The 24,227-nt window shown below is 71.2% G+C and carries 24 protein-coding genes and 1 pseudogene; 15 read left to right on the forward strand and 10 right to left on the reverse strand.

Annotated elements, in window-relative coordinates; all coding sequences use genetic code 11:
• The first annotated feature begins 385 nt into the window (after positions 1-385).
• The 3 genes and pseudogenes from SSP24_RS00885 to SSP24_RS00895 all read left to right on the forward strand — a co-directional run bounded on the left by SSP24_RS00885 (position 386) and on the right by SSP24_RS00895 (position 4,543).
• On the forward strand, positions 386-1,309 hold the full coding sequence (locus SSP24_RS00885; protein WP_167529472.1) for a MurR/RpiR family transcriptional regulator: 924 nt from the start codon (positions 386-388) through the stop codon (positions 1,307-1,309).
• A gap of 310 nt (positions 1,310-1,619) precedes the next feature.
• A complete protein-coding gene (locus tag SSP24_RS00890; protein ID WP_174864559.1) occupies positions 1,620-2,000 on the forward strand; it encodes a hypothetical protein in 381 nt (126 codons plus the stop codon).
• 205 nt (positions 2,001-2,205) lie between these two features.
• Positions 2,206-4,543, forward strand: a pseudogene (locus SSP24_RS00895) (SpoIIE family protein phosphatase).
• A gap of 36 nt (positions 4,544-4,579) precedes the next feature.
• Here SSP24_RS00895 and SSP24_RS00900 read toward each other — a convergent pair.
• Entirely contained in the window at positions 4,580-4,930 is a 351-nt protein-coding gene (locus SSP24_RS00900) for a helix-turn-helix domain-containing protein (RefSeq protein WP_141306595.1), read from the reverse strand.
• Positions 4,931-5,062: 132 nt separating this feature from the next.
• On the opposite strand from SSP24_RS00900, the gene SSP24_RS00905 reads away from it, so the two are divergent.
• The 3 genes from SSP24_RS00905 to SSP24_RS00915 all read left to right on the forward strand — a co-directional run bounded on the left by SSP24_RS00905 (position 5,063) and on the right by SSP24_RS00915 (position 7,058).
• Complete coding sequence (locus SSP24_RS00905; protein ID WP_141306596.1) at positions 5,063-5,722, forward strand: anti-sigma factor antagonist; 660 nt, start codon at positions 5,063-5,065, stop codon at positions 5,720-5,722.
• Between the two features lie 101 nt (positions 5,723-5,823).
• On the forward strand, positions 5,824-6,492 hold the full coding sequence (locus SSP24_RS00910; protein WP_141306744.1) for a TetR family transcriptional regulator: 669 nt from the start codon (positions 5,824-5,826) through the stop codon (positions 6,490-6,492).
• A 152-nt stretch (positions 6,493-6,644) separates the two neighbouring features.
• Positions 6,645-7,058: a Zn-ribbon domain-containing OB-fold protein gene (locus SSP24_RS00915; RefSeq protein ID WP_141306597.1), complete on the forward strand. Its 414-nt coding sequence runs from the start codon at positions 6,645-6,647 to the stop codon at positions 7,056-7,058.
• Positions 7,059-7,112: 54 nt separating this feature from the next.
• Here the strand turns inward: SSP24_RS00915 and SSP24_RS00920 are convergent, their stop codons facing one another.
• Positions 7,113-7,499, reverse strand: coding sequence for a PPOX class F420-dependent oxidoreductase (locus SSP24_RS00920; RefSeq protein WP_141306598.1), 387 nt, complete (start codon positions 7,497-7,499; stop codon positions 7,113-7,115).
• 25 nt (positions 7,500-7,524) lie between these two features.
• A complete protein-coding gene (locus tag SSP24_RS00925) occupies positions 7,525-8,703 on the reverse strand; it encodes a MalY/PatB family protein (RefSeq protein ID WP_141306599.1) in 1,179 nt (392 codons plus the stop codon).
• A 146-nt stretch (positions 8,704-8,849) separates the two neighbouring features.
• Between SSP24_RS00925 and SSP24_RS00930 the strand changes: the two genes are divergently transcribed.
• Together SSP24_RS00930 and SSP24_RS00935 are read left to right on the forward strand one after the other, a co-directional pair.
• Positions 8,850-9,680, forward strand: coding sequence for an SAM-dependent methyltransferase (locus tag SSP24_RS00930; RefSeq protein WP_141306600.1), 831 nt, complete (start codon positions 8,850-8,852; stop codon positions 9,678-9,680).
• A 285-nt stretch (positions 9,681-9,965) separates the two neighbouring features.
• On the forward strand, positions 9,966-11,300 hold the full coding sequence (locus SSP24_RS00935) for a S1 family peptidase (RefSeq protein WP_141306601.1): 1,335 nt from the start codon (positions 9,966-9,968) through the stop codon (positions 11,298-11,300).
• A gap of 46 nt (positions 11,301-11,346) precedes the next feature.
• On the opposite strand, the gene SSP24_RS00940 is transcribed toward SSP24_RS00935, so the two are convergent.
• Positions 11,347-11,532 (reverse strand): hypothetical protein, encoded by a 186-nt coding sequence (locus SSP24_RS00940; RefSeq protein WP_141306746.1) that lies wholly within the window; start codon positions 11,530-11,532, stop codon positions 11,347-11,349.
• Between the two features lie 100 nt (positions 11,533-11,632).
• Positions 11,633-12,793, reverse strand: a complete 1,161-nt coding sequence (locus SSP24_RS00945) for an ROK family transcriptional regulator (RefSeq protein ID WP_141306602.1) — start codon at positions 12,791-12,793, stop codon at positions 11,633-11,635.
• A 171-nt stretch (positions 12,794-12,964) separates the two neighbouring features.
• Here SSP24_RS00945 and SSP24_RS00950 point away from each other — a divergent pair, with 171 nt between their 5' ends.
• From SSP24_RS00950 to SSP24_RS00965, 4 genes are read left to right on the forward strand one after another with little or no spacing between them, the layout of a single operon-like run.
• A complete protein-coding gene (locus SSP24_RS00950; RefSeq protein ID WP_141306603.1) occupies positions 12,965-13,861 on the forward strand; it encodes a carbohydrate ABC transporter permease in 897 nt (298 codons plus the stop codon).
• A gap of 17 nt (positions 13,862-13,878) precedes the next feature.
• Positions 13,879-14,802 (forward strand): carbohydrate ABC transporter permease, encoded by a 924-nt coding sequence (locus tag SSP24_RS00955; RefSeq protein WP_141306604.1) that lies wholly within the window; start codon positions 13,879-13,881, stop codon positions 14,800-14,802.
• A 10-nt stretch (positions 14,803-14,812) separates the two neighbouring features.
• Complete coding sequence (locus SSP24_RS00960) at positions 14,813-16,159, forward strand: ABC transporter substrate-binding protein (RefSeq protein ID WP_141306605.1); 1,347 nt, start codon at positions 14,813-14,815, stop codon at positions 16,157-16,159.
• 14 nt (positions 16,160-16,173) lie between these two features.
• Positions 16,174-17,376 carry a Gfo/Idh/MocA family protein gene (locus tag SSP24_RS00965; protein ID WP_141306748.1) on the forward strand — a complete coding sequence of 401 codons (1,203 nt, stop codon included), beginning with the start codon at positions 16,174-16,176 and terminating at the stop codon, positions 17,374-17,376.
• 24 nt (positions 17,377-17,400) lie between these two features.
• On the opposite strand, the gene SSP24_RS00970 is transcribed toward SSP24_RS00965, so the two are convergent.
• From SSP24_RS00970 to SSP24_RS00985, 4 genes are all read right to left on the reverse strand, one after another.
• Complete coding sequence (locus tag SSP24_RS00970; protein ID WP_141306606.1) at positions 17,401-18,096, reverse strand: L,D-transpeptidase family protein; 696 nt, start codon at positions 18,094-18,096, stop codon at positions 17,401-17,403.
• Between the two features lie 132 nt (positions 18,097-18,228).
• The gene (locus SSP24_RS00975) at positions 18,229-19,143 is read right to left on the reverse strand and encodes an SDR family oxidoreductase (protein ID WP_141306607.1); all 915 of its coding nucleotides are present in this window, start codon (positions 19,141-19,143) and stop codon (positions 18,229-18,231) included.
• A 94-nt stretch (positions 19,144-19,237) separates the two neighbouring features.
• Positions 19,238-19,867 (reverse strand): MBL fold metallo-hydrolase, encoded by a 630-nt coding sequence (locus tag SSP24_RS00980; RefSeq protein WP_141306608.1) that lies wholly within the window; start codon positions 19,865-19,867, stop codon positions 19,238-19,240.
• Positions 19,867-20,955, reverse strand: a complete 1,089-nt coding sequence (locus SSP24_RS00985; RefSeq protein WP_141306609.1) for an S-(hydroxymethyl)mycothiol dehydrogenase — start codon at positions 20,953-20,955, stop codon at positions 19,867-19,869. The genes SSP24_RS00980 and SSP24_RS00985 overlap by 1 nt, the downstream gene beginning before the upstream one ends.
• A gap of 181 nt (positions 20,956-21,136) precedes the next feature.
• Here SSP24_RS00985 and SSP24_RS00990 point away from each other — a divergent pair, with 181 nt between their 5' ends.
• The gene (locus SSP24_RS00990; RefSeq protein ID WP_141306610.1) at positions 21,137-22,501 is read left to right on the forward strand and encodes an MBL fold metallo-hydrolase; all 1,365 of its coding nucleotides are present in this window, start codon (positions 21,137-21,139) and stop codon (positions 22,499-22,501) included.
• Positions 22,498-23,244 carry a sulfite exporter TauE/SafE family protein gene (locus tag SSP24_RS00995; protein WP_141306611.1) on the forward strand — a complete coding sequence of 249 codons (747 nt, stop codon included), beginning with the start codon at positions 22,498-22,500 and terminating at the stop codon, positions 23,242-23,244. The genes SSP24_RS00990 and SSP24_RS00995 overlap by 4 nt, the downstream gene beginning before the upstream one ends.
• A 6-nt stretch (positions 23,245-23,250) precedes the next feature.
• On the opposite strand, the gene SSP24_RS01000 is transcribed toward SSP24_RS00995, so the two are convergent.
• Positions 23,251-23,526, reverse strand: coding sequence for a metal-sensitive transcriptional regulator (locus SSP24_RS01000; protein ID WP_141306750.1), 276 nt, complete (start codon positions 23,524-23,526; stop codon positions 23,251-23,253).
• An 83-nt stretch (positions 23,527-23,609) separates the two neighbouring features.
• Here SSP24_RS01000 and SSP24_RS01005 point away from each other — a divergent pair, with 83 nt between their 5' ends.
• Complete coding sequence (locus SSP24_RS01005; RefSeq protein ID WP_141306612.1) at positions 23,610-24,176, forward strand: rhodanese-like domain-containing protein; 567 nt, start codon at positions 23,610-23,612, stop codon at positions 24,174-24,176.
• The last annotated feature ends 51 nt before the right edge of the window (positions 24,177-24,227 follow it).

Raw genomic sequence — 24,227 nt, forward strand, 5'->3', positions numbered from 1 at the left:
GACTCCCGCACCGGTTCCGGCCGCCCTCGGTGACCGGCGTGCGCCCCTGGCCCAACTGCCCCCGGTGACCGGCATGCGCCCCTGCTCCGACCGCCCCGGTGACCGGCATGCGCCCCTGCTCCAACTGCCCCCCGTGACTGGCATTGGCCCTTGCTCCGGCTGCCACCGGTGACCCGCGTGCGCCCCTGCTCCGACCGCCCCGGTGACTGGCATTGGCCCCTGCTCCGGCTGCCACCGGTGACCCGCGTGCACACCTCCTCCGACCGCCCCCGGTGACCGGCATGCGCCCCCGCTCGGGCCGCCCCCGGATGACCGGCATGGGCCCCTGATCGCCACGGTGCGTGAGCTATGTTGAAGCTCCGTGGGAAGCAAAGGAGGCGCACCCGTGGCATCGCCGCAGCAGGCACGCGCACAGGCATCCGCGATCACCTCGGGGAAGACCGCACCGGAGGCGGAGGCCGCCCCGAGTTCCCAGCTCAGGGCGCTGTTCGACCAGCCCAGACTGTCGCCGGGGCAGCGGCGCATCGCGCAGTACCTGATCGAGCACCTCACCGAGGCGGCGTTCCTGTCGATCACCGAGCTCGCCGACCGTGCCGGGGTCAGCCAGCCGTCGGTGACGCGTTTCGCCGCCGCGGTCGGCTTCAGCGGTTACCCCGCGCTACGGGAGAAGCTCCAGGCGATCGCCCTCGGCGCGCTGGCCGGCGGCCCCGCGACCGCCGAGGAGGACCGCGGCAACGAACTCCAGGCCGCGGTGGACGCCGAGATCGAGAACCTGGAGAACCTGCGCCGTGACTTCGCCGACCCCGACCAGGTGATCGCGATCGGTCGCCAGCTGTCGGAGTCGACCCCGCTGACCGTGCTGGGGCTGCGCATCTCCGCCTCGCTCGCCGAGTACTTCGCGTACGCCGCGCGCCGTATCCACCCCGACGTACGGCTGGTGACGAAGGGCGGCAGCGTCGCCTACGACGCGCTGCTGCAGTCCCGCGAGGCCGGCGGCACCTGGGTGCTGGCGTTCTCGATGCCCCGGCACGCCCAGGAGACCCTCGCCGCGGTACGCCTCGCGCGCGGCGCCGGGCTGCGCGTCGCCCTGATCACCGACCTGGCGCTCGGACCGGTCGCCGACGAGGCCGACGTCACGTTCGCCACCGGCACGGGCTCCCGGCTCGTCTTCGACTCCTACGCGGCGCCCGGCGTGATGGCGGCCGCGCTGCTCCAGGCCATGACGGACGCCGACCCGGAACGCACCCAGGCCCGCCTGGAGGCGTACGAGCACGTCTCCGACCAGCACCAGTTCTTCCTGCGGGACTGAGCTCCCGCCCCTACCTGAGCGGAATTACAAAGGGACCTTTCATTTCAAAGCGCGCATGAATGTTTTCATACGTCTTGCAAAGCGATCGGCATATATAAATACTGCTCGCGGATCCGCACCCGCCCGAGAGAGCCGACCGTCAGCCCATGCGCAGGCCTGCTTTCCCGGGTGCCCGCACGAACACCCGAAGCCGACGTCCCCTACCCGCGTCGGTGCCCTGGGTGTTCGGTCAGGGCGGCCCCGGTCATCCCCTAGGCCGGGGCCGCCCCACCACCGCGGACCACCTCCGCACCGCAGCACACCGGAAGCGATGATCATGCCCCTGACGTCCACGCGCACCAGCCCGGACTGGCCGTGCCAGGTCAAGACCCCCGGCAGCTACGACTGGGAGCGCTCGGCGGCCAAGTGGCTGCGCGAGCTGGTACCGGCGCGGTACGCCGGCTATCCGGCGCTGATCCGCCACCCCGTGCTGCTCGCCCGGCACGCGCAGATCCAGGTCCAGCACGAGATCCGGGTCGCCCGCACCGCCCTGCAGACCGCCCGCGCCGACCTGCCGCGGCTCGGCATGCCGGAGTCGGTCATCGAGCACACGATCAAGCTGTACGCCGCCGAGGTGCTGCAGCTCCAGCACATCGCGCGCAGCGTACGGGCGGTGACCGACGCGTTGGTGGAGCGCAACATGGGGCGCTGAGGGGGCTTCGGGAGCACTTCACTGCTTCGCCGACCGGAACCGGCGTGACCAGCCATGGCCACGCCTTGCGCTTTCGAGTGGATTCCCTCCAGGCGACCTTGCGCTCTCCGGGGGGTCCCTGTGCGATGCTCGACGCGTGACGAGCGACCCCGCGATCCCGGCGGAGAACAGCACCGGATCCGAGACGGTCACATCGGCCGGAGCCATGGCCGGGCGACGCGCCGAGCTGGACCGGCTGCGGGACCTGGCGGCGACCTCGGCTGTCCTGGAGCGGGCCAAGGGCGCTCTCATGGCCCTCACCGGGTGCTCCGCGGACGCGGCGCACGAGGAACTCCTCAGGCGCGCGAACGCCGGGAACCGCACGCTGATCGAGGAGTGCTGGATCACGCTCGGCAACGGCTCCCCCGGCAAGGCCATCCCGGCCCCCGACCGGGCCCCGCCGGCGCCCGACAACCCCGGCGTCCCGGTCCCCCCGCCCGCCCGTGAGCCGTCCGACGACGGATCGACCGCCCTGGGACGACTGGGCCGAGCACTCGTGGGCGTGCGCACCCCGCAGGAGCTGGCCGGATGCCTGCTGGAGCATCTCGCGCACACCGTCGCCGCCGACGCGGTCATGATCTTCGCCCGGCTCCCCGAGGGCGGCCTCGAACTGGTCGGGCACGCGGGCGTCGACGCCACACTGGCCGCCCAGTGGCGTCGGGTGCCCCCGCTGACCGGCATCGCCGCGCTGGAGACGCTGCGCACCCGGCAGGCGCGCTGGCTGGAGGACCTCGCGGAGGACCGGAAGCGGTTCCTGCTCATCGGCGACCCGCCCGAGCGCTGGCGGTCGCGCGCCTGGCTGCCGGTGGTGACCGGCGACACCGCCGACGTCGCGATCGGCGTGCTGCGCACCCGCCCCGTTCCGTTCACGCCGCGCACCCGCGAGCATCTGCGGGCGGTCGTCCGGCTGTGCGCGGGTCGGCTGCGGGCCTTCGACGCCCGGCCGGAACCCGTCGCCGACGGCGCCGCCGAAGCCGTACAGGCCGTGTTCGACACCCTGCCCGGCGCGGCGATGCTGCTCACCCCGCTGCGCGCCCCCTCCGGCGACATCGAGGACTACCGCATCGACGCGGCCACCCCGGAGGCGATCGACGTCATCGGGCGTGGTGGCCGTGAGCTGGTGGGGCTGCGGATCCTGGAGTGCTGGCCGCCGATCGCGGACGAGTCGCTGTGGCAGCGGTGCCTGGATGTGCTGAGCGCCGGGAGGCCGTACGAGGGCGAGCCGTTCGGGCAGCAGGACGTGGTGGCCGGCGTCGCCGAACTGTCGACGTACTCGGTACGGGTGGCGCGGCTGGGCGACGGGCTCGTGGTCAGCTGGATCCGGCTCGACCCGTCGGACCGGCAGGAGCAGCGGCTGGCGGACGTGCAGCGGCTGGGCAACCTCGGCTGGGCGAACTGGAACCTGGTCAGCCACGACGCCACATGGTCCGCCCAGATCTTCACCGTCCTCGACCGCGATCCCGCGCGCGGACCAGTGCCGCTCTCCGACCTGCCCGGCCTGGCCGTGCCGGAGGACGTGCCGGCCCTGACCCGCGCCATCAGGGCGCTCCAGCACGAAGGACGGCCGGTCGACGTGCCGTTCCGGATCCGGACGGCGCGTGGGCTACGCCATCTGCGGGTCGTCGCCGAGGCGGTGGCCGACCTGCACGGCACGCCCGTGGAGGTGCACGGCTTCGTCCAGGACCTCACGGCGCAGCGCAGCGCCGAACTCGCCCTGGTGGCGAGCGAGCGGGCGATCCTCACCCAGCACGGGGTCCTCCAGGCCGAACGGGCGCTGGCCGCCCGGCTCCAGCACGCGCCTGCTGCCGCTGCCGGACAAGCCGTTGCGGCTGGCCGGACTGCGGGTGGAAGTGGCGTATCTGCCCGCGCAGTCGGGGATCCACGTCGGCGGCGACTGGTACAGCGCCATCGAACTGCCCGACGGGAACGCGCTGTTCGTGGTCGGGGACGTCGCCGGTCACGGCATCGACGCGGTCGCCACGATGGCCCAACTCCGGTTCACCGCCAAGGGCATGGTCATCACGGGCTCCTCACTCACCGGTGCCCTGAGCCGGCTCAACACGCTGCTGCTGCACTCCCGCGACCCGCATGGCACGGCGACCATGGTGCTGGCCCACTACCGGCCCGGCGAACGACGACTGGTCTGGGCCCAGGCCGGCCATCCCCCGCCGCTGCTGCTGCGCGCCGGTGCGGTACGACGGCTCGGGCGGCCCGGCGGCATGCTGCTCGGGGCGAGCACCACACCGGTCTTCGAGGAGGCGGAGTGCCGACTGGAGCCCGGCGACCGGCTGTTGCTCTACACCGACGGGCTGGTGGAGCGCCCCTCGGAGGGCATCGACCGCGGCCTGGAACGGCTCGCGCAGGCCCTCGTCACCCACCACACCGACGAGCCCGGCTCACTCGGCCCGCTGCTCGCGGCCGTGTTGGAGGAAGAACGACGGGACGACGTCTGTGTGGTGGACATCCGCGTGCCGACCGACCCGGCGGACCCCGCGCAGAGCTGACCGTCGCATGTGATCCCAGGTCAGAAAATGCGGGTCTCAGCTTTCGCCGACCGACGCCCCGCTGTCCGCGGACTCCCGGCCGCGGTGCGCCTCGTCCCGGGCGAGCAGGGAGAGCAGGGCCGCCACGGTCAGCCCCGCCTCGGCCGGGTGCCGCAGCACCTTGGTGGGCTCGATGCGGTACATGTTGCCCCGCCCCTCACGCCGGTGGGAGAGGTAACCGGCCTGCTCCAGATCGACGATGATCTTCTGCACGGCTCGCTCGGTGAGCCGGCAGTGCGCCGCGATATCGCGTACGCGGGCGTTGCGATCATCGGCGATGGCGGCCAGCACCCTGGCGTGGTTGGTCAGGAAAGTCCATCCGGTATGCGGCTCAGGCACTCCACCCATGGCCCCCATCATAGGAGCGACGGTTCCCGCATTCAAAAACGCGAACCGGATTTCATGTATCCCTTGACGTATACCGACATGAGGTCGACTCTGGTGGGGACGGCAGGCAGGAGATTCGAAGGAGTGTCGGCCATGCCGGAGCCTGCGTACTCCACGCAGCCCGCTACCCCCGCGGCCGTGCGGCCACAGCCGCTGACGATCGCCACACAGCCCGACGGCGGCCGCTCCATCGTGGTGGTGCGCGGCGAGTTGGACCTGCAGGCGGCCGACGAGCTGGGGGCCGCCCTGCGCCGGGTGCTGAAGTCCGCGGCCGAGGGCATCGACCTCGACATGCGAGGCGTCACCTTCTGCGACTGCTCGGCCCTGAACGTCCTGCTCGCCGTCCGCGAACAGGCCCTGGCAGAGAGCAGGACGGTGACGATCCAGTCCCCCAGTCCCGCGACCGAACGGCTCCTCACCCTCACGGGCACCCTGTCGCTCTTCACCGCCGAAACCGACGACGGCACCGACCACCAACTCGGGGTGGAGGTCGTGCAGTTGCGCCGGGCCATGCAGACCCGGCCGACCATCGATCTGGCCCGCGGGGTCCTGATGGCCACGTTCGGGCTGAGCCCGCAGGACGCGTGGCACGTGCTGGTGATGGTGTCGCAGCACACCAACACCAAGCTCCATCGTCTCGCCCAGGACCTGGTGACCGCCGTACAGGGAGAACCGCTGCCCGACTCGGTACAGCGTGAGGTGGCCGCGGCGGTGGCCCGGCTGGCGGAGTCCGACGGCGACGGGGAGGCATAGGGCGGTCGCACGCAGGGCACTCGGTTCCCCGCCTGCGCTGCACTGAGTGCCATCAGACCTGTTCAGGTGCTACGTTCCGTCCCATGAGCGCGAAACCGCCCATGCGGGAGGCCCTGGTCGCGGCGGCGTTCCAGCTGTTTCTGGAGCGGGGCTACGAACAGACCACCGTCGACGACATCGTGGCCCTCGCGGGCGTCGGACGGCGATCGTTCTTCCGCTACTTCCCGTCCAAGGAGGACGTGGTCTTCCCCGACCACGAGCGCTGCCTGGCCGACATGACCGCCTTCCTGTCGACCGGCGGCGAGGACGACGAGCCGGTCGAACGGGTCTGCGACGCGGCCCGGCTGGTGCTGCGGATGTACGCGGAGAACCCGGCCTTCTCCGTGCAGCGTTACCGGCTCACCAGGAAAGTCCCGGGGCTGCGCGCGTACGAGCTGTCGGTGGTGTGGCGCTACGAGCGTGCCCTCGCCGAGTATCTGCGGGGGCGCTTCGCGGGCCGGCGCGACGGCACCCTGCGGGCGGACGTGATCGCGGCCGCCGTCGTCGCGGCGCACAACAACGCGCTGCGGTCCTGGCTGCGTTCGGACGGCAAGGGCGACGCGACCGCGGCGGTGGACCACGCCCTGGGCCTGGTGCAGGCCACCTTCGCGGGCGGGCCCACTCCCCCGGTGGACGAGCGGCCGGAGGACGTGGTGGTCGTCGTCTCGCGGCGCGGGGCTCCCCTGTGGCGGGTGGTGCAGGAGATCGAGACCACGCTCGGCCGGGACTGACTCCTCGGGATTCTGGGGTACGGAGTGCCTTTACGCGTGGCACTCAGTGCCATACGCTGGGGCCGTGCACGGTGGCACGGTGAGCCGCGCACAGACGTGCGCGCGGTGTCGCGCACGCGGGTTTTCCGGCCGAGCGCAGGGAGTTGACCAGCGTGTACCACCACTCAGGAAGCGTCGCTCAGCAGGCATCCGGCTCCGCCGCGGGCGTCCTCGACCATCGGGCCCCCGACCAGGAGGCCATGCTCTTCCAGCGCTGCACCTGGTGCGGCACCGCCATGTACCACCGGCTGCTGTGCCCGGTCTGCCAGGGCAGCGACCTGCGGACGGAACGCAGCGAGGGAACCGGTACGGTCCGCCACACGACGGTGGTGCACCGCAACACGCCCGCCGCACGCAATGTGTCCCTGGTCGAGATGGCCGAGGGGTTCGTGGTGCGGGGCCGGGTGATGGGCCCGCCGGTCGGCATCCACAGCGGCGACCGGGTGCGGCTGTCCACCGCCAAGGACCCGGTGCGGGGCGAGCCCGTGTTCCAGCTGGTCGACGAGCCGTATCGGGCCTGGAGCTGACGGGGCTCGCGCTCGGGCGAGTTGACGGGCGTTCCCGAGTCGAGGGGCGTCCCCTCAGCCCTTCAGCGTCACCCGGATCCCGACCGTGCCCTCCGGGCCGCGTCGCAGTCGGCTGCCGAGCAGCACGAGGCGGCCCGAGATGCCGTACTTGCGCGCGATGAGCTGCCGATAGCGGGCCGTCGTCGCCGCGTCGGTGATCTCGGCGGTGGCCGGGACCTGCTCGCCGGTCGGGTTGCCGCGCAGGTCGCAGGGGCCGACGAGGACGTCGGAGCGGCGCCGGATCCGCTTGACCTTCCAGGAGTCGGCGACCGTCCAGACCCCGAGCGCGTCACCGTCGGCGACCACCCAGACGGGCGTCGGGACCGGGGTGCCGTCCTTGCGGTAGCTGGTGATCAGCAGGTACTTGCCGGCGCCGAGCCGGGCCGGTGACGTGGCGTCCATGGCGGGAGTGTAGGCGGCCCGCACCTCAGTCCAGCGCGGCGGCCATCCGCCGTACCGCTTCCGTGATGATCTCCGGCGATGTGGCCAGGTTCAGCCGTACGTGCCCGGCGCCGCCCGTCCCGAAGGGCAGACCTGAGTTGAGTGCCACCCTGCCCCGGTGCAGCAAGACGTCGGCCGGGTCGTCGCCCAGGCCGAGCGGGCGGCAGTCGAGCCAGGCGAGGTAGGTGGCGTCGCCGGGTTGGTAGGCGATGGCGGGCAGGTGCTCGGCCAGTAGCTCGGCGAGCAGGCGCCGGTTCTCGTCGAGGCCGGCCAGCAGGGCGTCCAGCCAGGCGGTGCCGTCGCGCAGGGCAGCGGTGTGGGCGATGATGCCGAGGTGGCTGGGGCCGTGGCTGACCTCCCCGGGCATCAGGGCGAGGTCGGCGGCGGACTCGGGGCCTGCGATGGCCAGGGCCGCCTTGAGACCGGCGAGGTTGAAGGCCTTGGACGCCGACATCAGCGACAGGCCCCTCCCGCCGCCCGGCACGCTGAGATACGGCACGAAGTCCGCGTCGCCGACGACCAGCGGGGCGTGGATCTCGTCGGCGACGACGCGCACGCCGTACTCCTCGGCGAGGCGGGCGACGGCGGCCAGCTCCTCGGTGGTGTGCACGGTCCCGGTCGGGTTGTGCGGGCTGCACAGCAGGAACGCCGCCCGGCGCCCGCCCGCCACGGCCTGCCGGAAGGTTTCCTCCAGGACGCCGAAGTCGACGCGCAGGTCAGCGCCCAGCGGGGCCTCGACCACCCGCCGGTCCATGTGCGCGACGAACTGGAAGAACGGTGGATAGACGGGCGGGTTGACCACCACCGCGTCCCCCGGCCCGGTCACCAGCTTGAGCATCTCGACCACGCCGAGCATCACGTCGGGCACGATCGCGGTGCGCGCCACGTCGAGCCCGGTCCAGCCCCACCGCTTCTCCGCGAAGTCGGCCAGCGCCTCGGCGTAGGCGGTCCCCGCCGGGTAGCCAGTGTCGCCGAGCGCGAGCGCGTCGGTGAGCGCGCGGACGACGGGTTCGGCGAGCGGCACGTCCATCTCGGCCACCCACAGCGGCAGCACGTCGTCGGGGTAGGTGCGCCACTTCATGCTCGTACGGCGCCGGAGCTGGTCGAGGTCCAGTGCGCGCAGGGGGTTCGGTTCACCGGACGTTCCGTGCGTGATGCTGGTCATGGGCACACGATAGGCGGCACGGCTCGGACCGCCCACCGAAAACGCACAAGCCCCGGCAAAGATCAATTCATCGGTCTAGATTGCGTCTTGACACCGCACGAGGCGTCTTCACGCCCCGGCACCAGGCATCCCCAGGAGCTGATCCCGTGACCGAGAACCCGCCAGCCGCGGACGGCATGGCCCAGTCGCTGCGCGAGCGCATCAACACGTCCCAGCCGCACACGGCCCGGATCTGGAACTACTGGCTCGGCGGCAAGGACAACTACGAGGTCGACCGGGCGGCCGGTGACCAGATCCGCCAACTGCACCCGGGCATCGGCGAGTACGCGCGCGCGGACCGCCTGTTCCTGGGCCGCGCCGTGCAGCACCTGGTCTCCGACGTCGGCATCCGCCAGTTCCTGGACGTCGGCACCGGCCTGCCCACCGCCGACAACACCCACGAGGTCGCCCAGCGGCTCGCCCCCGACGCCCGGATCGTGTACGTCGACAACGACCCGCTCGTCCTCGCCCACGCCCGCGCGCTGCTCACCAGTACGCCCGAGGGCCGCACCGACTATCTCGACGAGGACCTGCGCAACGTCGACGCGATCCTCGGACACGCCGCGAAGACCCTGGACTTCACGCAGCCCGTGGCGCTGATGCTGCTCGGCGTCGTCATCTTCCTCGGCGACGACGAGAACCCGTACGGCGTGGTCCGCCGGCTGATGGACGCGCTGCCGTCCGGCAGCCACCTGGTGCTGTCGCACACCATCACCTCGCCGGCGATGCCGGACGTGGACGAGGCGGTGAAGTTCTGGAACGAGCACGGCACTCCGAAGCTGACCCAGCGCACCCCCGAGGCCATGACGCGCTTCTTCGACGGTCTGGAGCTGCTGGAGCCGGGTGTCGTCTCGTGCTCACGCTGGCGGCCGGAGCACACCAACGAGGCGGAGCCGGAGGAGGTCGCCATGTTCGCCGGGGTGGCCCGGAAGAACTGAGCCGATCGCCCCTCGGGCCTGCCTGACCAATCCCCGCCTCCCCCGCGACTCCTGGCACGCACGCTCGTAGGGCGCCCCGGTGCCTTGCGAGCGCACGCTCGAACGGGCTCCGCGGGGGCGCCCCCATCGCCGCTTCGGGGACCGCACTTGGGACGACGGAGATTTGTCAGACCGGCCCTCGGGGTGAACGCTGCGGGACCCCGGCACGTATGGAGAGGGGGCGCTCGACGACCCGGGCGCCCCGCGGCGTAGGCGCGCCGCGTGTTCGGGGTTCGGGAGCCATGCATGAGGCACGCACGACGACGGATCGTCCGGCGAGTGACACGGCTGGCGTCAGTCGGCGGGATCGTCCTCGGGGCGGCCATGGTCACGCAGGCAGTCGCGAGCGAACCTCCTGTCGCGTCCCCCAGAGTGCTCGCCGAGGACACCGGCGCCGACCTCGTCGAGCGGCTCGGCGCCTCCCGTACGGCGGGCAGCTGGATCGACGACAAGGGGCGGCCGGTCGTCGCGGTCACCGACGACAAGGCGGCCGCCGAGGTCCGCGAGGCGGGCGCGACACCCAAGCTGGTGCGGCACAGCATGCGCGAGCTGAAGTCGGCCACGGAAACGCTGCGTTCGGCGCCGACGGTGACGGGCACGGCGTGGGTGGTGGACTACCGGTCGAACGAGGTGGTGGTACGAGGCGACAGCACCGTCTCCGCCGGCGACTGGTCCGAGCTGACCGACCTCGCGGACGGCATCGGCGGCTTCGTCCGCATGGAGCGCACCGAGGGCACCTTCACCACCCGCATCAACGGCGCCCTGCCCATCCTGTCCACGGCCGGGCGCTGCTCGGCGGGCTTCAACGTCACCAACGGGGAGACCGACTTCATCCTCACCGCCGGGCACTGCGGACCCAACGGTTCGGTCTGGTTCGCGGACAACCGGGGCAACCAGCCGGTGGGCCGGACGGTGACCGGCAGCTTCCCGGGCAACGACTACTCCCTCGTGGAGTACACCGGGGGCCGGGCGGGCGACGGGGCGGACGTGGTGGCCATCGGCAACGGGCAAGGGGTGCGGATCACAGGTGTGGGTCAGGCGTCCGTCGGGCAGCGGGTGTTCCGCAGCGGCAGCAGCAGCGGGTTGCGGGACGGGGAGGTGACCGCGCTCAACGCCACGGTGAACTACCCCGAGGGCACGGTCTCCGGTCTCATCGAGACCAACGTGTGCGCCGAACCCGGGGACAGCGGCGGCCCGTTGTTCTCGGAGGGCATCGCGCTCGGCGTGACCTCCGGAGGCAGCGGGGACTGCCAGGCGGGCGGGACGACCTTCTTCCAGCCCGTGACCCAGGCGCTGTCCGCGCTCGGTGTGCAGCTGATCACGTCGGCCGCTCCGGCGCCGTCCGCGTCGGGCACCCAGAGCGCGGTCGCGCCCCCTCAGGCGGCGGCGCCGGGAGCGTCGACGCCGATCTCGGGTGAGGCGGGCAGGGAGCTGCTGGCCCGGCTGGCGGACCCGAAGAACGTCGGGCCCGGCCTGCTGGTCATCGGGGGCAGTCTGATCGCGCTGGTGGCCACGCGGTGGATCCGTACGGAACAGGACCGCAAGGCCTACCAGCGGTACTACTCGGCGACGTGGGGCTGACGGAGAGATCCGGGGGCCCGAGGGGGCACCGGGCCGTCGGGAGCGGTCAGGCGGCCCGCGCCGATTGCGGCGTCGCGGCGGCCCACTCCATGACGAGGCGCTGATACTCCTCGCGCTGCTCGGTGCTCAGTGTCCCGCCCGACCGGCGCCACAGCGCCCGGATCTCCTCGTTGACCTCCGCAGCCGATCGCTCGATGGCGGCTTCAACACTGGTGGACATGCTGTGAAGCATACGGCGCCCGAGGTGAAGGCGATGTGAGTAATCGTGAGCTAAACGGACATATCGGGCCGTGTTGCTGATCACGTCCATTTCCCTGAACCGGCCGGGCAGTTCAGGCATCCGCCGCACCCAGCACGAGCACCTGAATCGCCAGCACAGCGGCACCGCGGGCCCAGTCGTGAAAGTCGGACTTCCTGGTCTCCAGGTCGACCGGGGTGGCCAGCGGATGCCGACGGGCACGGATGGTCTCCTGCACCGTGTTCCTCGCCACGTCCATCAGCCCGACCCCCTCTCCGGCGAGCAGGATCTTCTGCGGCATCGCGAAGTTGGCGATGTGGGCGACGAGGACACCCAGGGCTCGGGCGGCTTCGTCGACGACGCGGGCGGGCATGGGCTCCCCGGCGGCGGCGAGGGCGAGGATCTCCTCGTAGGTGTGGTCGCCTCCGGTGGCGGCCCGGATCTGGTAGCGGATGCTGGGGATGGCCAGCAGCGAGACGGCGCTGCCGCGGTCGCCGTCGGGGGTGAGCGGACCGTTGGGGTCGAGGATCCAGCGCCGCCCGAAGGCCCGGTCCTCCCCCTCGGACGGCACCCGCTTGCCGCCCAGCACCAGCCCGTAGCCGATACCGGCGCCGATGGTGAGCACGACGAACCGGTCGAGGCCACGCCCGGCGCCGAACCACGTCTCGGCCTCGACGAGGGCGGCCACGTCGTTCTCGACGACCACGGGCAGCCCGGTGCGCTCCTCGACGAGCGCGGCGAGAGGGATGTCACGCCAGTTCAGGAACGGTGACTCGCCCACGACGGCCCGGTCCTGCACGAATCCGCCCACGCCGATGCCGATCCCGGCGAGCCCGGGGTGGCTGCGGGCCAGTTCGTCGGCCATCTCCGCGAGCAGGTCGGCGACTTCGCCGGGGTCGTGCGTGGTGAGGGGGCGGTCGTGGCGGGCGACGATCTCGCTTCTGAGGGTGGTGACGACGCCGTAGACCATGTCCTCGGTGACCTTGAAGCCGAGAAAGAAGCGGGACTCGGCGACGACGTCCAGCGGCTGTGAGGGCCGTCCCTGCCGGGCCTCCCCCGGGGCGCCACCGTCGGGGGCCTCGACCAGCAGGCCGGACTCGATCAGCGGTTTGGTCAGCCGGGTGAGGCTGCCCGCGGACAGGTTCAGCCGCCGGGCGAGCTCCGCGCGGGAGAGCGGTCCGTTGACGAGTACCTCGATCGCCACCGAGCGTTCACCCGGACTCAGCGGCAGCCAGTTGTCGGAACCTGCGGTCATGGAGATCAGACTCCCACGAGTTTTTTCTTTCGCGCCACAACTAATGATCCCACAGTAGGGCCGAGGGGCCAGCCTTCAGAAGATGTCCGCGCGCCTCTTGACGCCGAGATTATTCCGGCTCAAAAGTAAGTGGCACCCAGGACGAGCCGCCACAGCCGAGGGAGCCTGCCCATGTCCATCGCCTCCAGCAGTCCGCCGACATCCCGGGGTGACGGGCGTCTCGCGGCCGTGTTCCTCGCGCCCGCCCTGCTGGGCTTCCTGGTCTTCCTGCTGTGGCCCACGCTGCGAGGCGTGTATCTGAGCTTCACCCGCTTCAATCTGCTGACCCCGGCGGAGTGGGTCGGCCTCGACAACTACGTCCGGATGGTCAACGACCCCATCTTCTGGGACTCCTTGCAGGTCACCGTCGCGTACGTGGTGATCAACATCGGGGTGCAGACCGTCGCGGCGCTGGCGATCGCCGTGCTGTTGCAGCGGCTGACCCAGTCGGCGGTGCTGCGCGGGATCGTGCTCACGCCGTATCTGATGTCGAACGTCGTCGCGGGCATCGTCTGGCTCTGGATCCTGGACACCCAGTTGGGCGTGGGCAACGAGATCGTCACGGCGCTCGGCGCCGACCGTATCCCGTTCCTGGCCGACGAGACCTGGTCGATCCCGACGATCGCGCTGATCAACGTCTGGCGGCACGTCGGCTACACCGCGCTGCTGCTGTTCGCCGGTCTCCAGGCCATCCCCCAGCACCTGTACGAGGCCGCGAAGGTGGACGGCGCGGGCGAGTGGCGGATGTTCTGGCGGATCACGCTGCCGCTGCTGCGGCCGGTGCTGGCCGTCGTACTGATCATGACGGTGATCGGCTCGTTCCAGGTGTTCGACACCGTCGCGGTGACGACCATGGGCGGCCCGGCGAACGCCACCAATGTGCTCCAGTACTACATCTACGGCTCCGCCTTCGGCCGCTTCCAGTTCGGCTACGCCTCCGCGATGTCCGTGGCCCTGCTGATCGTCCTGACCGCCATCACCGTCCTGCAGTACCGGCTCACCCGGGCCGGCCGGACCGACCTCGGCTGACGGAAGGGAGAACCGACATGGCTGCTGTCGCGACGACGACCGTGACGACCGTACGGCGCACAAGGCGCAGGCCTCCCCTCGGGCGTGCCGTGGCCTGGGCGGTGATGGCCGCGATCGTGCTCGTCACCCTGCTGCCGTTCTACTGGATCCTGCGCACCGCGCTGTCCACCAACACCGGGCTTGCCGCGCAGCCCGCCGACCTGCTGCCGGTCGACTTCACCACCGGCGGTTTCGAGCGGGCGCTGGGCCTGCAGTCGACGGAGGAGGCGATCGCGCAGGGCGGTTCGGGCGCCGGGCTGGCGTTCTGGCGCTATCTGCTCAACTCGGTGCTGGTCTCCACACTGATCACCGCCTGCCAGATCTTCTTCTCGGCGATGGCCGCGTACGCCTTCTCCCGGCTGCGCTGGCGGGGCCGGGACAAGGTGTTCGGGCTGTTCCTGGCCGGGCTGATGGTGCCGACGATCTTCACTCTGCTGCCGAACTTCGTGCTCATCAAGGAACTCGGCCTGGTGGACACGCTGTTGGGGATCGCGCTGCCGACGATGTTCATGACGCCGTTCGCAGTGTTCTTCCTGCGCCAGTTCTTCATGAACATCCCTCGCGAGGTCGAGGAGGCCGCCCTGCTCGACGGTGCCGGGAAGGTGCGGGTCTTCTTCCGGGTGCTGCTGCCGATGGCGTCGACGCCGGTCCTGACGCTGGCGGTGCTGACGTACATCACGTCCTGGAACGACTACTTCTGGCCGCTGATGGTGTCCTACAGCGACAGCTCGCGGGTGCTGTCGGTCGCGCTGGCCGTCTTCCGCGCGCAGACGCCGCAGACCGGCACCGACTGGTCGGGGCTGATGGCGGCGACGCTGATCGCGGCGCTGCCGATGCTGGTGCTGTTCGGGCTGTTCGCCCGGCGCATCGTCGGCTCCATCGGCTTCACCGGGATCAAGTGAGGGAACTGCCATGCGCATTCGTACGGTCTTCGCGTCGCTGGCCTCAGCCGTGGCGCTGTCCCTGGTGACCGGGTGCGCCCAGGGCGGCTCTGCCGGGTCGTCGGGGAACACGGTGACGTACTGGCTGTGGGACGCCAACCAGCTGCCCGCCTACGAGGCCTGCGCCAAGGACTTCGAGCGGCGCAACCCCGGTCTGAACGTCGAGATCACCCAGATGGGCTGGGACGACTACTGGACCAAGCTCACCGCGAGCTTCATCGCGGGCACCGAGCCGGACGTGTTCACCGACCACATCCAGAAGTTCGGCCAGTTCGCCGACCTGGACGTCCTCGAACCGCTCGACGACCTGGGCATCGAGGAGTCGGACTACCAGCCGGGCCTCGCCGCCAACTGGGTCGGCCAGGACGGCCACCGCTACGGTGCCCCGAAGGACTGGGACACGGTCGCCTTCTTCTACAACAAGAAGATGGCCGACGACGCCGGCCTCACCGCCGAGGAGCTGAACGACCTGTCCTGGAACCCGCAGGACGGCGGCACCTTCGAGAAGGCCGTCGCCCGCCTCACCGTCGACAAGAACGGCAAGCGGGGTGACGAACCCGGCTTCGACAAGAACAACGTCAAGGTGTACGGGCTGGCCACCGGCGGCGCGGGCGACGGCGACGGGCAGACGCAGTGGAGCCCGTTCACCGCGTCGGCCGGGTGGAGCTACACGGACGAGCAGCGTTGGGGAACGAAGTACCAGTACGACAGCGAGACCTTCCAGTCGGTCGTCGACTGGTACTTCGGTCTGGCGAAGAAGGGCTATCTCGCGCCGTTCGCGGACTACAGCAACAACGGCAACCCGGCCAACGCGCAGGTCGCCTCCGGCAAGGCGGCGGCCGCCTTCGACGGCGCCTGGATGATCTCCACGTACTACGGCGCCAAGGGCCTTGAGGTCGGCACGGCCGTCACTCCGCAGGGCCCGACCGGCAAGCGGGCGACCATGATGAACGGCCTCGCCGACTCGGTCAGCAAGAACGCCCGCAACAAGACGGGCGCGAAGAAATGGGTCCGGTATCTGGCCTCCGACGCCTGCCAGCGGATCGTCGGCCGCTACGGGATCGTCTTCCCCGCGACACCGGACGGTACGGAGGCGGCCGTCGCCGCGTACCGGAAGAAGGGCATCGATGTGACGGCGTTCACCGAACCGGTCACGGACAAGGAGAGGTTCACGACCTTCTCCTTCCCCATCACCGACTACGCCGCGGACGTGCTCGCGCTGATGCGCCCTGCCATGCAGGACATCTACGCCAACGACGCCCCGGTGAGCGGCCTGAACCAGACCAACAGCCAGATCAATCTCATCCTCGGCCAGTGAAAGGCACCCATCCCATGACGTTCTCCCTCGGCATCGTCGGCGCCGGGCAGTTCTCCGGGCAGTTCGCGAAACTGTTCCTCGCCCATCCCGGCGTCAGCGACGTCTACGTCACCGACCTGCTTCCGCAGCGGGCCGAGCAGCTGGCCGCCGCGGAGGGCCTGAGCGGCACCTTCCCGACGTACGAGGCCATGCTGGAGTCGACGGCGGTCGACGCGGTCGCGATCTTCACGCAGCGCTGGACGCACGGCCCGCTGGTGCTCCAGGGGCTGAACGCCGGGAAGCACGTCTACTCCGCGGTCCCCATGGCGATCACCACGGAGGAGATAGCGGCGATCATCGACGCGGTCAAGGCGACCGGGCTGACGTACATGATGGGCGAGACCAGCCAGTACAACCCGGCGACGGTGCACGCCCGCAACCAGATCGCCAAGGGCGCCTTCGGGCGGATCTTCTACGCCGAGGGCGACTACGTCCACGACATGGATCTGGGGTTCTACGAGGCGTACCAGTACAGCGGCGGGGAGAACTGGAAGGCGACCGCGAGCTATCCGCCGCTGCTGTACCCGACGCACGCGGTGGGCGGGGTGCTGGGCGCCTGGCAGACGCACGCGGTGAGCGTGTCGGCGATCGGGGTGGTGGACGAGCGGGGCGACGGCGTGTTCGACCGGTCGGTGAGCCAGTTCGACAACGACGTCTCGAACGCGACCGCGCTGTTCGAGGTGGCGGGCGGTGGCTCGTTCCGTACCAACGAGTTCCGGCGGGTCGGCTACCCGTCCCACATCCGGGAGTCGCGCTTCCGCTTCTTCGGTACGGAGGCGAGCATGGAGCAGCTCGCCACGGTGGCGCTGTGGCAGGACAAGACGGGCGTCACGGATATTTCCGAACTGCTGGAGCCCAAGCCGACGATGTCCCCCGACGACCCGTCGCTGCAGCACATCGCGCCGGATCTGCGGGCGGCGTTCACCTCGGGGTCGGCGCCGGTGCACGACCGGTCGCGGCTGCCGCGCACGTTCGACCACCTGCACAACGGCCACGAGGGCAGCCACCACTTCCTGGTGGACGACTTCGTGACGGCGGTGAACACGCGCTCGCTGCCGTCCGTGAACGCCTGGGTGGCGGCCCGCTACACCCTGCCGGGCATCATCGCGCACGAGTCCGCGCGGCAGGGTGGTGTACGACTGGAGATCCCGGACTTCGGCGACGCGCCCGAGGCCTGACACCTCCGCGCGGGCCGGGTCCCGTCAGGTGCCCGGCTTGCGCCCGTACACGTAGACGTCGTCGCCGTTCTTCAGCAGCGACCAGTACTTCTTGGCGGCGGTCTTGGTCATGTTGACGCAGCCGTGCGAGCCGGGCGGGTTCCACATGCTGACGCCGACGGAATGGAAGGCCTGACCGCCGTCGAAGAACTGGGCGTAGGGCATCGGCACGTCGTAGATGGTCGACACGTGGTCGATGTTGCGCCAGTAGATCTTCTTCAGGCCGGTGCGGGTCTCGTAGCCGTTGCGTCCGGTGCGGACCGGGACGGGGCCGTAGACGAGCTTCTTGCCGTCCTGGATCCAGCTCAGCTGGAGCGTGAGGTTCACACAGGCGATGCGGCCCTTTTTGACCGGGCACTTCCCGGCCTTGTTCGGGTTCTTCCCAACGGCCTTCTGCTTGTTCATGAGGTCCATCACACCCCAGGTGACGGGACCCGCGTAGCCGATGTTCGGCTTGATGCCGTGCTTGGTCTGGAACGCCTGGATCGCCTTGCAGTCGGCGGCGGACTGCTTGCCGTCGACGGGGCGGCCCAGGAACTTCTCCACCTGCTTCTGGTACGGCCCGGTCTGTGTGGTGCAGCTCGCCGCCTGCGCCGGGCCGGCGCCCAGCGCGAGTGTGAGCGGCGCCACAAGTGCGGTGGTCCCCAGAACGACGGTCGCCCGTCTGCGTGTCTCCCCCATGGGTGGCCTTGTCTCTCTCGCATGGATTGCGCGTCGGTCGCGCGGTCTCTGCCAGCTAGACCGGTTCCGGGCGGAATGGGTTGTACGGGCGGGTCGATCGCGACGAAACGGTGACATTCGGGTCCAGCGGGATCACCGGTACCCGGTCGTGTCCGCCGGTTTGCCCGCGTCCTGGACCTCGACAAGATAACGCCAGGCGTCCGGCCGGCTGCCGTCGAGGTCGGTGAAGCCGTACTCCTGGGCGAGGGCGCCGCTGGAGAGGGAGTGGCCGTTGAAACGGGACACCTCGGGGTCGGCGGCGAGGGCCGCGACGGCGCGGCCGACGTAGCGCGGGGTCTCCGAGATGGCGAAGTGCGGGACCTTGTCGAGGGCGTCACGCCAGTTGTCCTCGCGGACGCCGTAGTGTTCGAGCATCATCTCCGAGCGCAGCCAGCCCGGTGTGAGGGCCACGGCGGTGGCGCCGCGCGGGCCCAGTTCGTGCCCCAGGGAGAAGGCCATGCGCAGGACGGACGCCTTGGCCAGGTCGTAGAAGAAGTTCACCCGGTAGTTGTCGCGGTTGTAGTCGGCCGTGCCGTCGGTCATCTCCACGACCAGGCCGCCGGGGCGGCGCAGCAGGAGGGGCAGGGCGTGGTGGCTGGTGATGGCGTGGGTCTCGACGGCGAGGCGGAGCAGCCGTAGGCCGTTGTCGAGGTTGTGCTCCCAGACGGTGGTGTCCCATTCGAAGAGCTTCTCGCCGCCCCAGATGTCGTTGGCCAGGATGTCGAGGCGGCCCTGTTCCCCGTCGATGCGCTCGACGAGGGTGCGGACCTGCGCCGGGTCGAGGTGGTCGGTGGGTACGGCGATGCCGTGGCCGCCGGCCTCGGTGACCAGGTCGGCGGTGTCCTCGATGGTCTCGGGGCGGTCGTACTCGGAGCGGCGGGCGCGGGTGCTGCGGCCGGTGACGTAGACGGTGGCGCCGGCCGCGCCGAGTTCCACGGCGATCCCGCGGCCCGCTCCGCGGGTCGCTCCGGCGACCAGCGCGATCTTGCCCTGCAGCGGCTGTGACATGTCCGACCTCCCGTGTGGCTGTTCCCGGGGAGGAGCCTGACGCGAAAGCCGGACATCTTCTGTCACCTTTCCCGGCGGGTCACTCCGCCGGGATTCAGTGACCCCGTGCGATCCACTCCTCCAGGTGCGGGGCCTCGGCACCGATGGTCGTCGAGTCGCCATGGCCGGTGAGGACCTTCGTCTCCGGCGGGAGGGTGAGGAGCCGTTCGCGGATCGAGTCGATGATCGTCGGGAAGTGGGAGTACGAGCGGCCGGTCGCGCCGGGGCCGCCCTGGAAGAGGGTGTCCCCGGTGAAGACCACACCGAGGCCCGGATCGTGGAGGCAGACCGCGCCGGGGGCGTGGCCCGGCGTGTGCAGCACCCGCAGGTCGGCGCCCGCCGCCTCGATGACCTGGCCGTCGAGCAGCCCGGCGTCCGGGTCGCGGTCGGGGTGGGTCTGCTTCCACAGAGCCAGGTCGTCGTGGTGCAGCCAGATCAGGGCTCCGGTGCGCTCGGCGAGCGCGGGCGCGGCGTTGATGTGGTCGTTGTGGGCGTGGGTGCACACGATGGCCGTCAGCCGGCGGCCGCCGACCGCCTTCACGATCGCGTCGACGTCGTGGGCGGCGTCGATGACGACGACCTCGTGGTCGTCGCCGACGAGCCACACGTTGTTCTCGACGTCCCAGCTGCCGCCGTCGAGCGTGAACTGCCCGGCGGTGACGAGGCGTTCGATGCGGGCGGTCATCACAGCACCACCACCGAGCGCAGTACGTCACCGTGGTGCATCCGCTCGAACGCCTTCTCCACCTCGTCGATCCGGATCGTCTCGGTCACGAAGGCGTCCAGGTTCAGGCGCCCCTGCAGGTGCAGGTCGATCAGCATGGGGAAGTCGCGGGACGGCAGGCAGTCGCCGTACCAGGAGGATTTCAGCGCACCGCCGCGTCCGAAGACGTCGAGGAGCGGGAGTTCGAGCTTCATCTCCGGGGTGGGTACGCCGACCAGGACGACCGTGCCGGCCAGGTCCCGGGCGTAGAAGGCCTGCTGGTACGTCTCCGGGCGGCCGACCGCCTCGATGACGACGTCGGCGCCGAAACCGCCGGTCAGGTCGCGGATCGCCTCGACCGGGTCGGCCTTGGTCGAGTTGACGGTGTGGGTGGCGCCCATCGTGCGGGCGGTCTCCAGCTTGCGGTCGTCGATGTCGACCGCGATGATCCGCGCCGCTCCGGCCAGGTGCGACCCGGCGATGGCCGCGTCGCCGACGCCGCCGCAGCCGATGACGGCGACGGTGTCGCCGCGGCCGACGTTGCCGGTGTTGATGGCGGCGCCGATGCCGGCCATCACACCGCAGCCCAGCAGTCCGGCGACCGCCGGGGAGACGGCCGGGTCGACCTTGGTGCACTGACCGGCCGCGACCAGCGTCTTCTCGGCGAACGCGCCGATGCCGAGCGCCGGGGAGAGCTCCTGGCCGGTGTTGGCGAGGGTCATCTTCTGCTCGGCGTTGTGGGTGTCGAAGCAGTACCACGGCCGACCGCGCAGACAGGCCCGGCAACGGCCGCACACCGCACGCCAGTTGAGGATCACGAAGTCTCCGGGCGCCACGTCGGTGACACCGTCGCCGACCGTCTCGACGACCCCGGCGGCCTCGTGGCCGAGCAGGAAGGGGAACTCGTCCGTGATGCCGCCCTGCTTGTAGTGCAGATCGGTGTGGCAGACCCCGCAGGCCTGCACCCGCACCACGGCCTCGCCCGGCCCCGGGTCCGGCACGACGATCGTCTCGACCCGCACCGGCTCGTCCTTCCCCGGTGCGATCACGCCGCGTACTTCCTGCGCCATGGTGCTGACCCCTTCCCTCTCCGGGCGTCCGTCCCGCTCCCGACCTTACGTGTGACTGATCGGTAAGGGGCGGGTTCGGGGACCGGAGGAAGGGCGGGCGGTTGCTTCCGGCCACCTTTCTGGATACCCCCGGGGGTACTTCACCTTTGCTCCCGGGTTCGCCTAGGAGAGGAGCGCTGCCGTGTACTTCGTCGACACCATCGACGTGCCTGGTCTGGGCAACCGCGGCTATCTGGCGGGTGGTGCGCACGGTGCCGTCGTGGTCGATCCGCCGCGTGACATCGATCGGGTGATCGGGGCCGCCGCCCGGCGCGGGGTGCGCATCTCGCACGTCGCCGAGACCCATGTCCACAACGACTACGTCACCGGTGGCCTGGAGCTGGCCCGGGTCACCGGCGCCCGCTATCTGGTGCCGGCCGGGGCGCGGGTGGCGTACGAGCGGACTGCCGTCGAGGACGGCGATCTCACCTGGATCGGAGACGGTCTGGCGCTGCGCGCGCTGGCCACGCCCGGCCACACCCCGCACCACATGTCGTACGTCCTGGAGGACGACGGGCGGGCCGTGGCCGTGTTCACGGGCGGCTCCCTGCTCATCGGCACCGTGGGGCGGCCGGACCTGGTCGAGCCACGGCTCACCGAGCGGCTGGCGCGGGCGCAGTACGACTCCGCGCACCGGCTGGCCGCCGAGCTGCCGGACGCGGCGCAGGTGCTGCCGACGCACGGCTTCGGCAGCTTCTGTTCGGCCGGGCAGGATGACAGCCGGACGCAGACCACGATCGGCCGGGAGCGCACCGCCAACGAGGCGCTCGTCAAGGACGTCGACACGTTCGTCGCCGATCTGCTGGCCACGCTGGACGACATACCGGCGTACTACGCCCACATGGGCCCCGCCAACGCGGGCGGTCCGGCGCCGGTGGACCTCACGCCGCCGCGCAGGGCCGACGCCGGGGAGATCGCCGCCCGGCTGGCCGCCGGGGAGTGGGTGGTGGACCTGCGTAGCCGGGTCGCGTTCGCCGAGGGGCATGTCACCGGCGCGCTGAACTTCGAGGCGGAGGGGCAGCTCGCCACCTATCTGGCCTGGCTGTTGCCGTGGGGCAAACCGGTGACGCTGCTGGCGGAGTCGGCCGAGCAGCTGGCCGACGCCCAGCGGGAACTCGTCCGGGTCGGCATCGACCGCCCCGCCGCGGCCGCGACCGGCTCCCCCGCCGACTGGGTGCCCGCGGGCGAGCGGCCGCGCTCCTTCCCGCGCGGCACGTTCGCGGAGCTCGCCACCCGTGACGGCGCCGTGATCCTCGACGTACGGCGCGACTCCGAGCGGGCGGCCGAGCACATCGCGGGTTCGCTGCACATCCCGCTGCACCGGCTGCGCGACCGGCTCGCCGAGGTGCCGGACGGCACGGTGTGGGTGCACTGCGCCGGCGGGATGCGGGCGGCCATCGCGGCCTCGCTGCTGGATGCGGCGGGGCGGGACGTGGTGGCCGTCGACGACGGGTTCGACGCGGCGCGGGAGGCGGGGTTGCCGCTGCACCGCGAGTCCCGCGCGTGAGCGCGCTGATCCTCGCGCTGCTCGCCGGTGCCGTCACCGGTCTGGCCCTGGGGGCCCTCGGCGGTGGCGGCAGTGTGCTGGCCGTGCCCGCGTTGATCTACCTACTCGGCCTCACCCCGGCCGCGGCGGCCACCGCGAGCCTGCTGATCGTCAGCGTCAGCTCCGGCATCGCACTGCTCGGACACGCCCGCGAGGGCACGGTTCAGTGGCGTCGAGGCGTGCTGTTCGCGCTCGCCGGTCTGGTTCCCGCCGCCGTCGGTGGCGCGGTCTCCGGGCGGCTCCCTGCCGGGCTGCTGACCGGCGCCTTCGCCGTCCTCGCGGCCGTCGCCGCGGTGCGGATGCTGCGTCCCTCGGCGGCCGTGCGCGACGAGGCGCCGGTACGGCGCGGGCGCGTCGCCACCGCCGGGGCCGGGCTCGGCGCGGTCACCGGGGTGCTGGGCGTGGGCGGCGGCTTTCTGGCCGTACCGGCGCTGGTGAACGTCGTGGGCCTGGGCATGCGAGCGGCCGTCGGCACCTCGCTGCTGGTCGTCACCGTCAACTCGCTGGTCGCGCTGGCGGCCCGCGCGGGAGCGGCCGTGGGCGTCGACTGGGCGCGCATCGCGCCGTTCGCGGCGGCGGCTGTCCTCGCGGCGTGGGACGGCAGACGGCTGGCGGCGCGGGTTTCCGCCGGTTCGCTGCGGCGGGTCTTCGCCTGGACGCTGCTGGCGGTGGCTGCGTTCATGCTGGCGGACGCCGTCTGGTGAGAACGCTCAGGCCAGAGACAGGAAGAGCTTCTCCAGGCGGCCCTTCATGGCGTCCGTGGTCTCCTCGTCCTGCGCGTCGGTCAGGCACTGCTGAAGCCCCGTCGCGATGATCGCGAACCCGGCGCGGTCCAGGGCCCGGGAAGCCGCGGCGAGCTGGGTGACGACGTCCTCGCAGTCGCGTCCCTCCTCGATCATCTTGATCACTCCGGAGATCTGCCCCTGCGCCCGGCGCAGCCGGTTCAGCACCGACTTGAGCTCATCACCCTCGAACCGCAACTCCACAGCCACCACCCACTCCTCTACCCACCGGACCATATACCGGTGGGGGTATTCTACCTCTCCCTCCACGGAAGGATCGAACCATCATGACCGCTCCCGTCGCCCTCACCCCGGAAGAGGCCCGGACCCGACTCCCCCACCTCACCGTCGTGGACGTCCGCACCCCGGCCGAGTACGCAGGCGGCCACCTCCCCGGCGCCCTGAACGTCCCCCTGGACCAGCTCCCCCGCGCCCTCCCCGCGCTGCGCGAGGCGCGCGGCGAGCTGCTCATGGTCTGTGCCTCCGGCCGCCGTTCGGAGCAGGCCTGCGCGGCGCTCGCCGAGGAGGGCGTAACGGCCATGACGCTGACGGGCGGTACGCAGGAGTGGGCCCGGCGCGGTCACGAACTGGGCCGCCCCGACAGCACCCCGCGCACTACCTGGTCCATGGAACGCCAGGTTCGGTTCACCGCGGGGGCTCTCGTCCTCACAGGGCTCGCGCTCGGACTGCTGCATCCCGCCTGGCAGTTGCTCGCCGCGGGCATCGCGGGCGGGCTGGTCTTCTCCGCGCTGACCAACACGTGCGGCCTGGCCGCCCTGCTCGGCAGGCTGCCGCACAACCGGCCGCGCCCGGCCGACCTCGACGCCACCCTGACGGCGCTCAGGGCGCGGTAGCCGCCGACGGCGAAACCCGGAGGTCGATTGTCAGTGCTCCCCCGTAGTCTC

The organism is Streptomyces spinoverrucosus (assembly GCF_006539505.1).
In the GTDB taxonomy this organism is placed as follows: domain Bacteria; phylum Actinomycetota; class Actinomycetes; order Streptomycetales; family Streptomycetaceae; genus Streptomyces; species Streptomyces spinoverrucosus.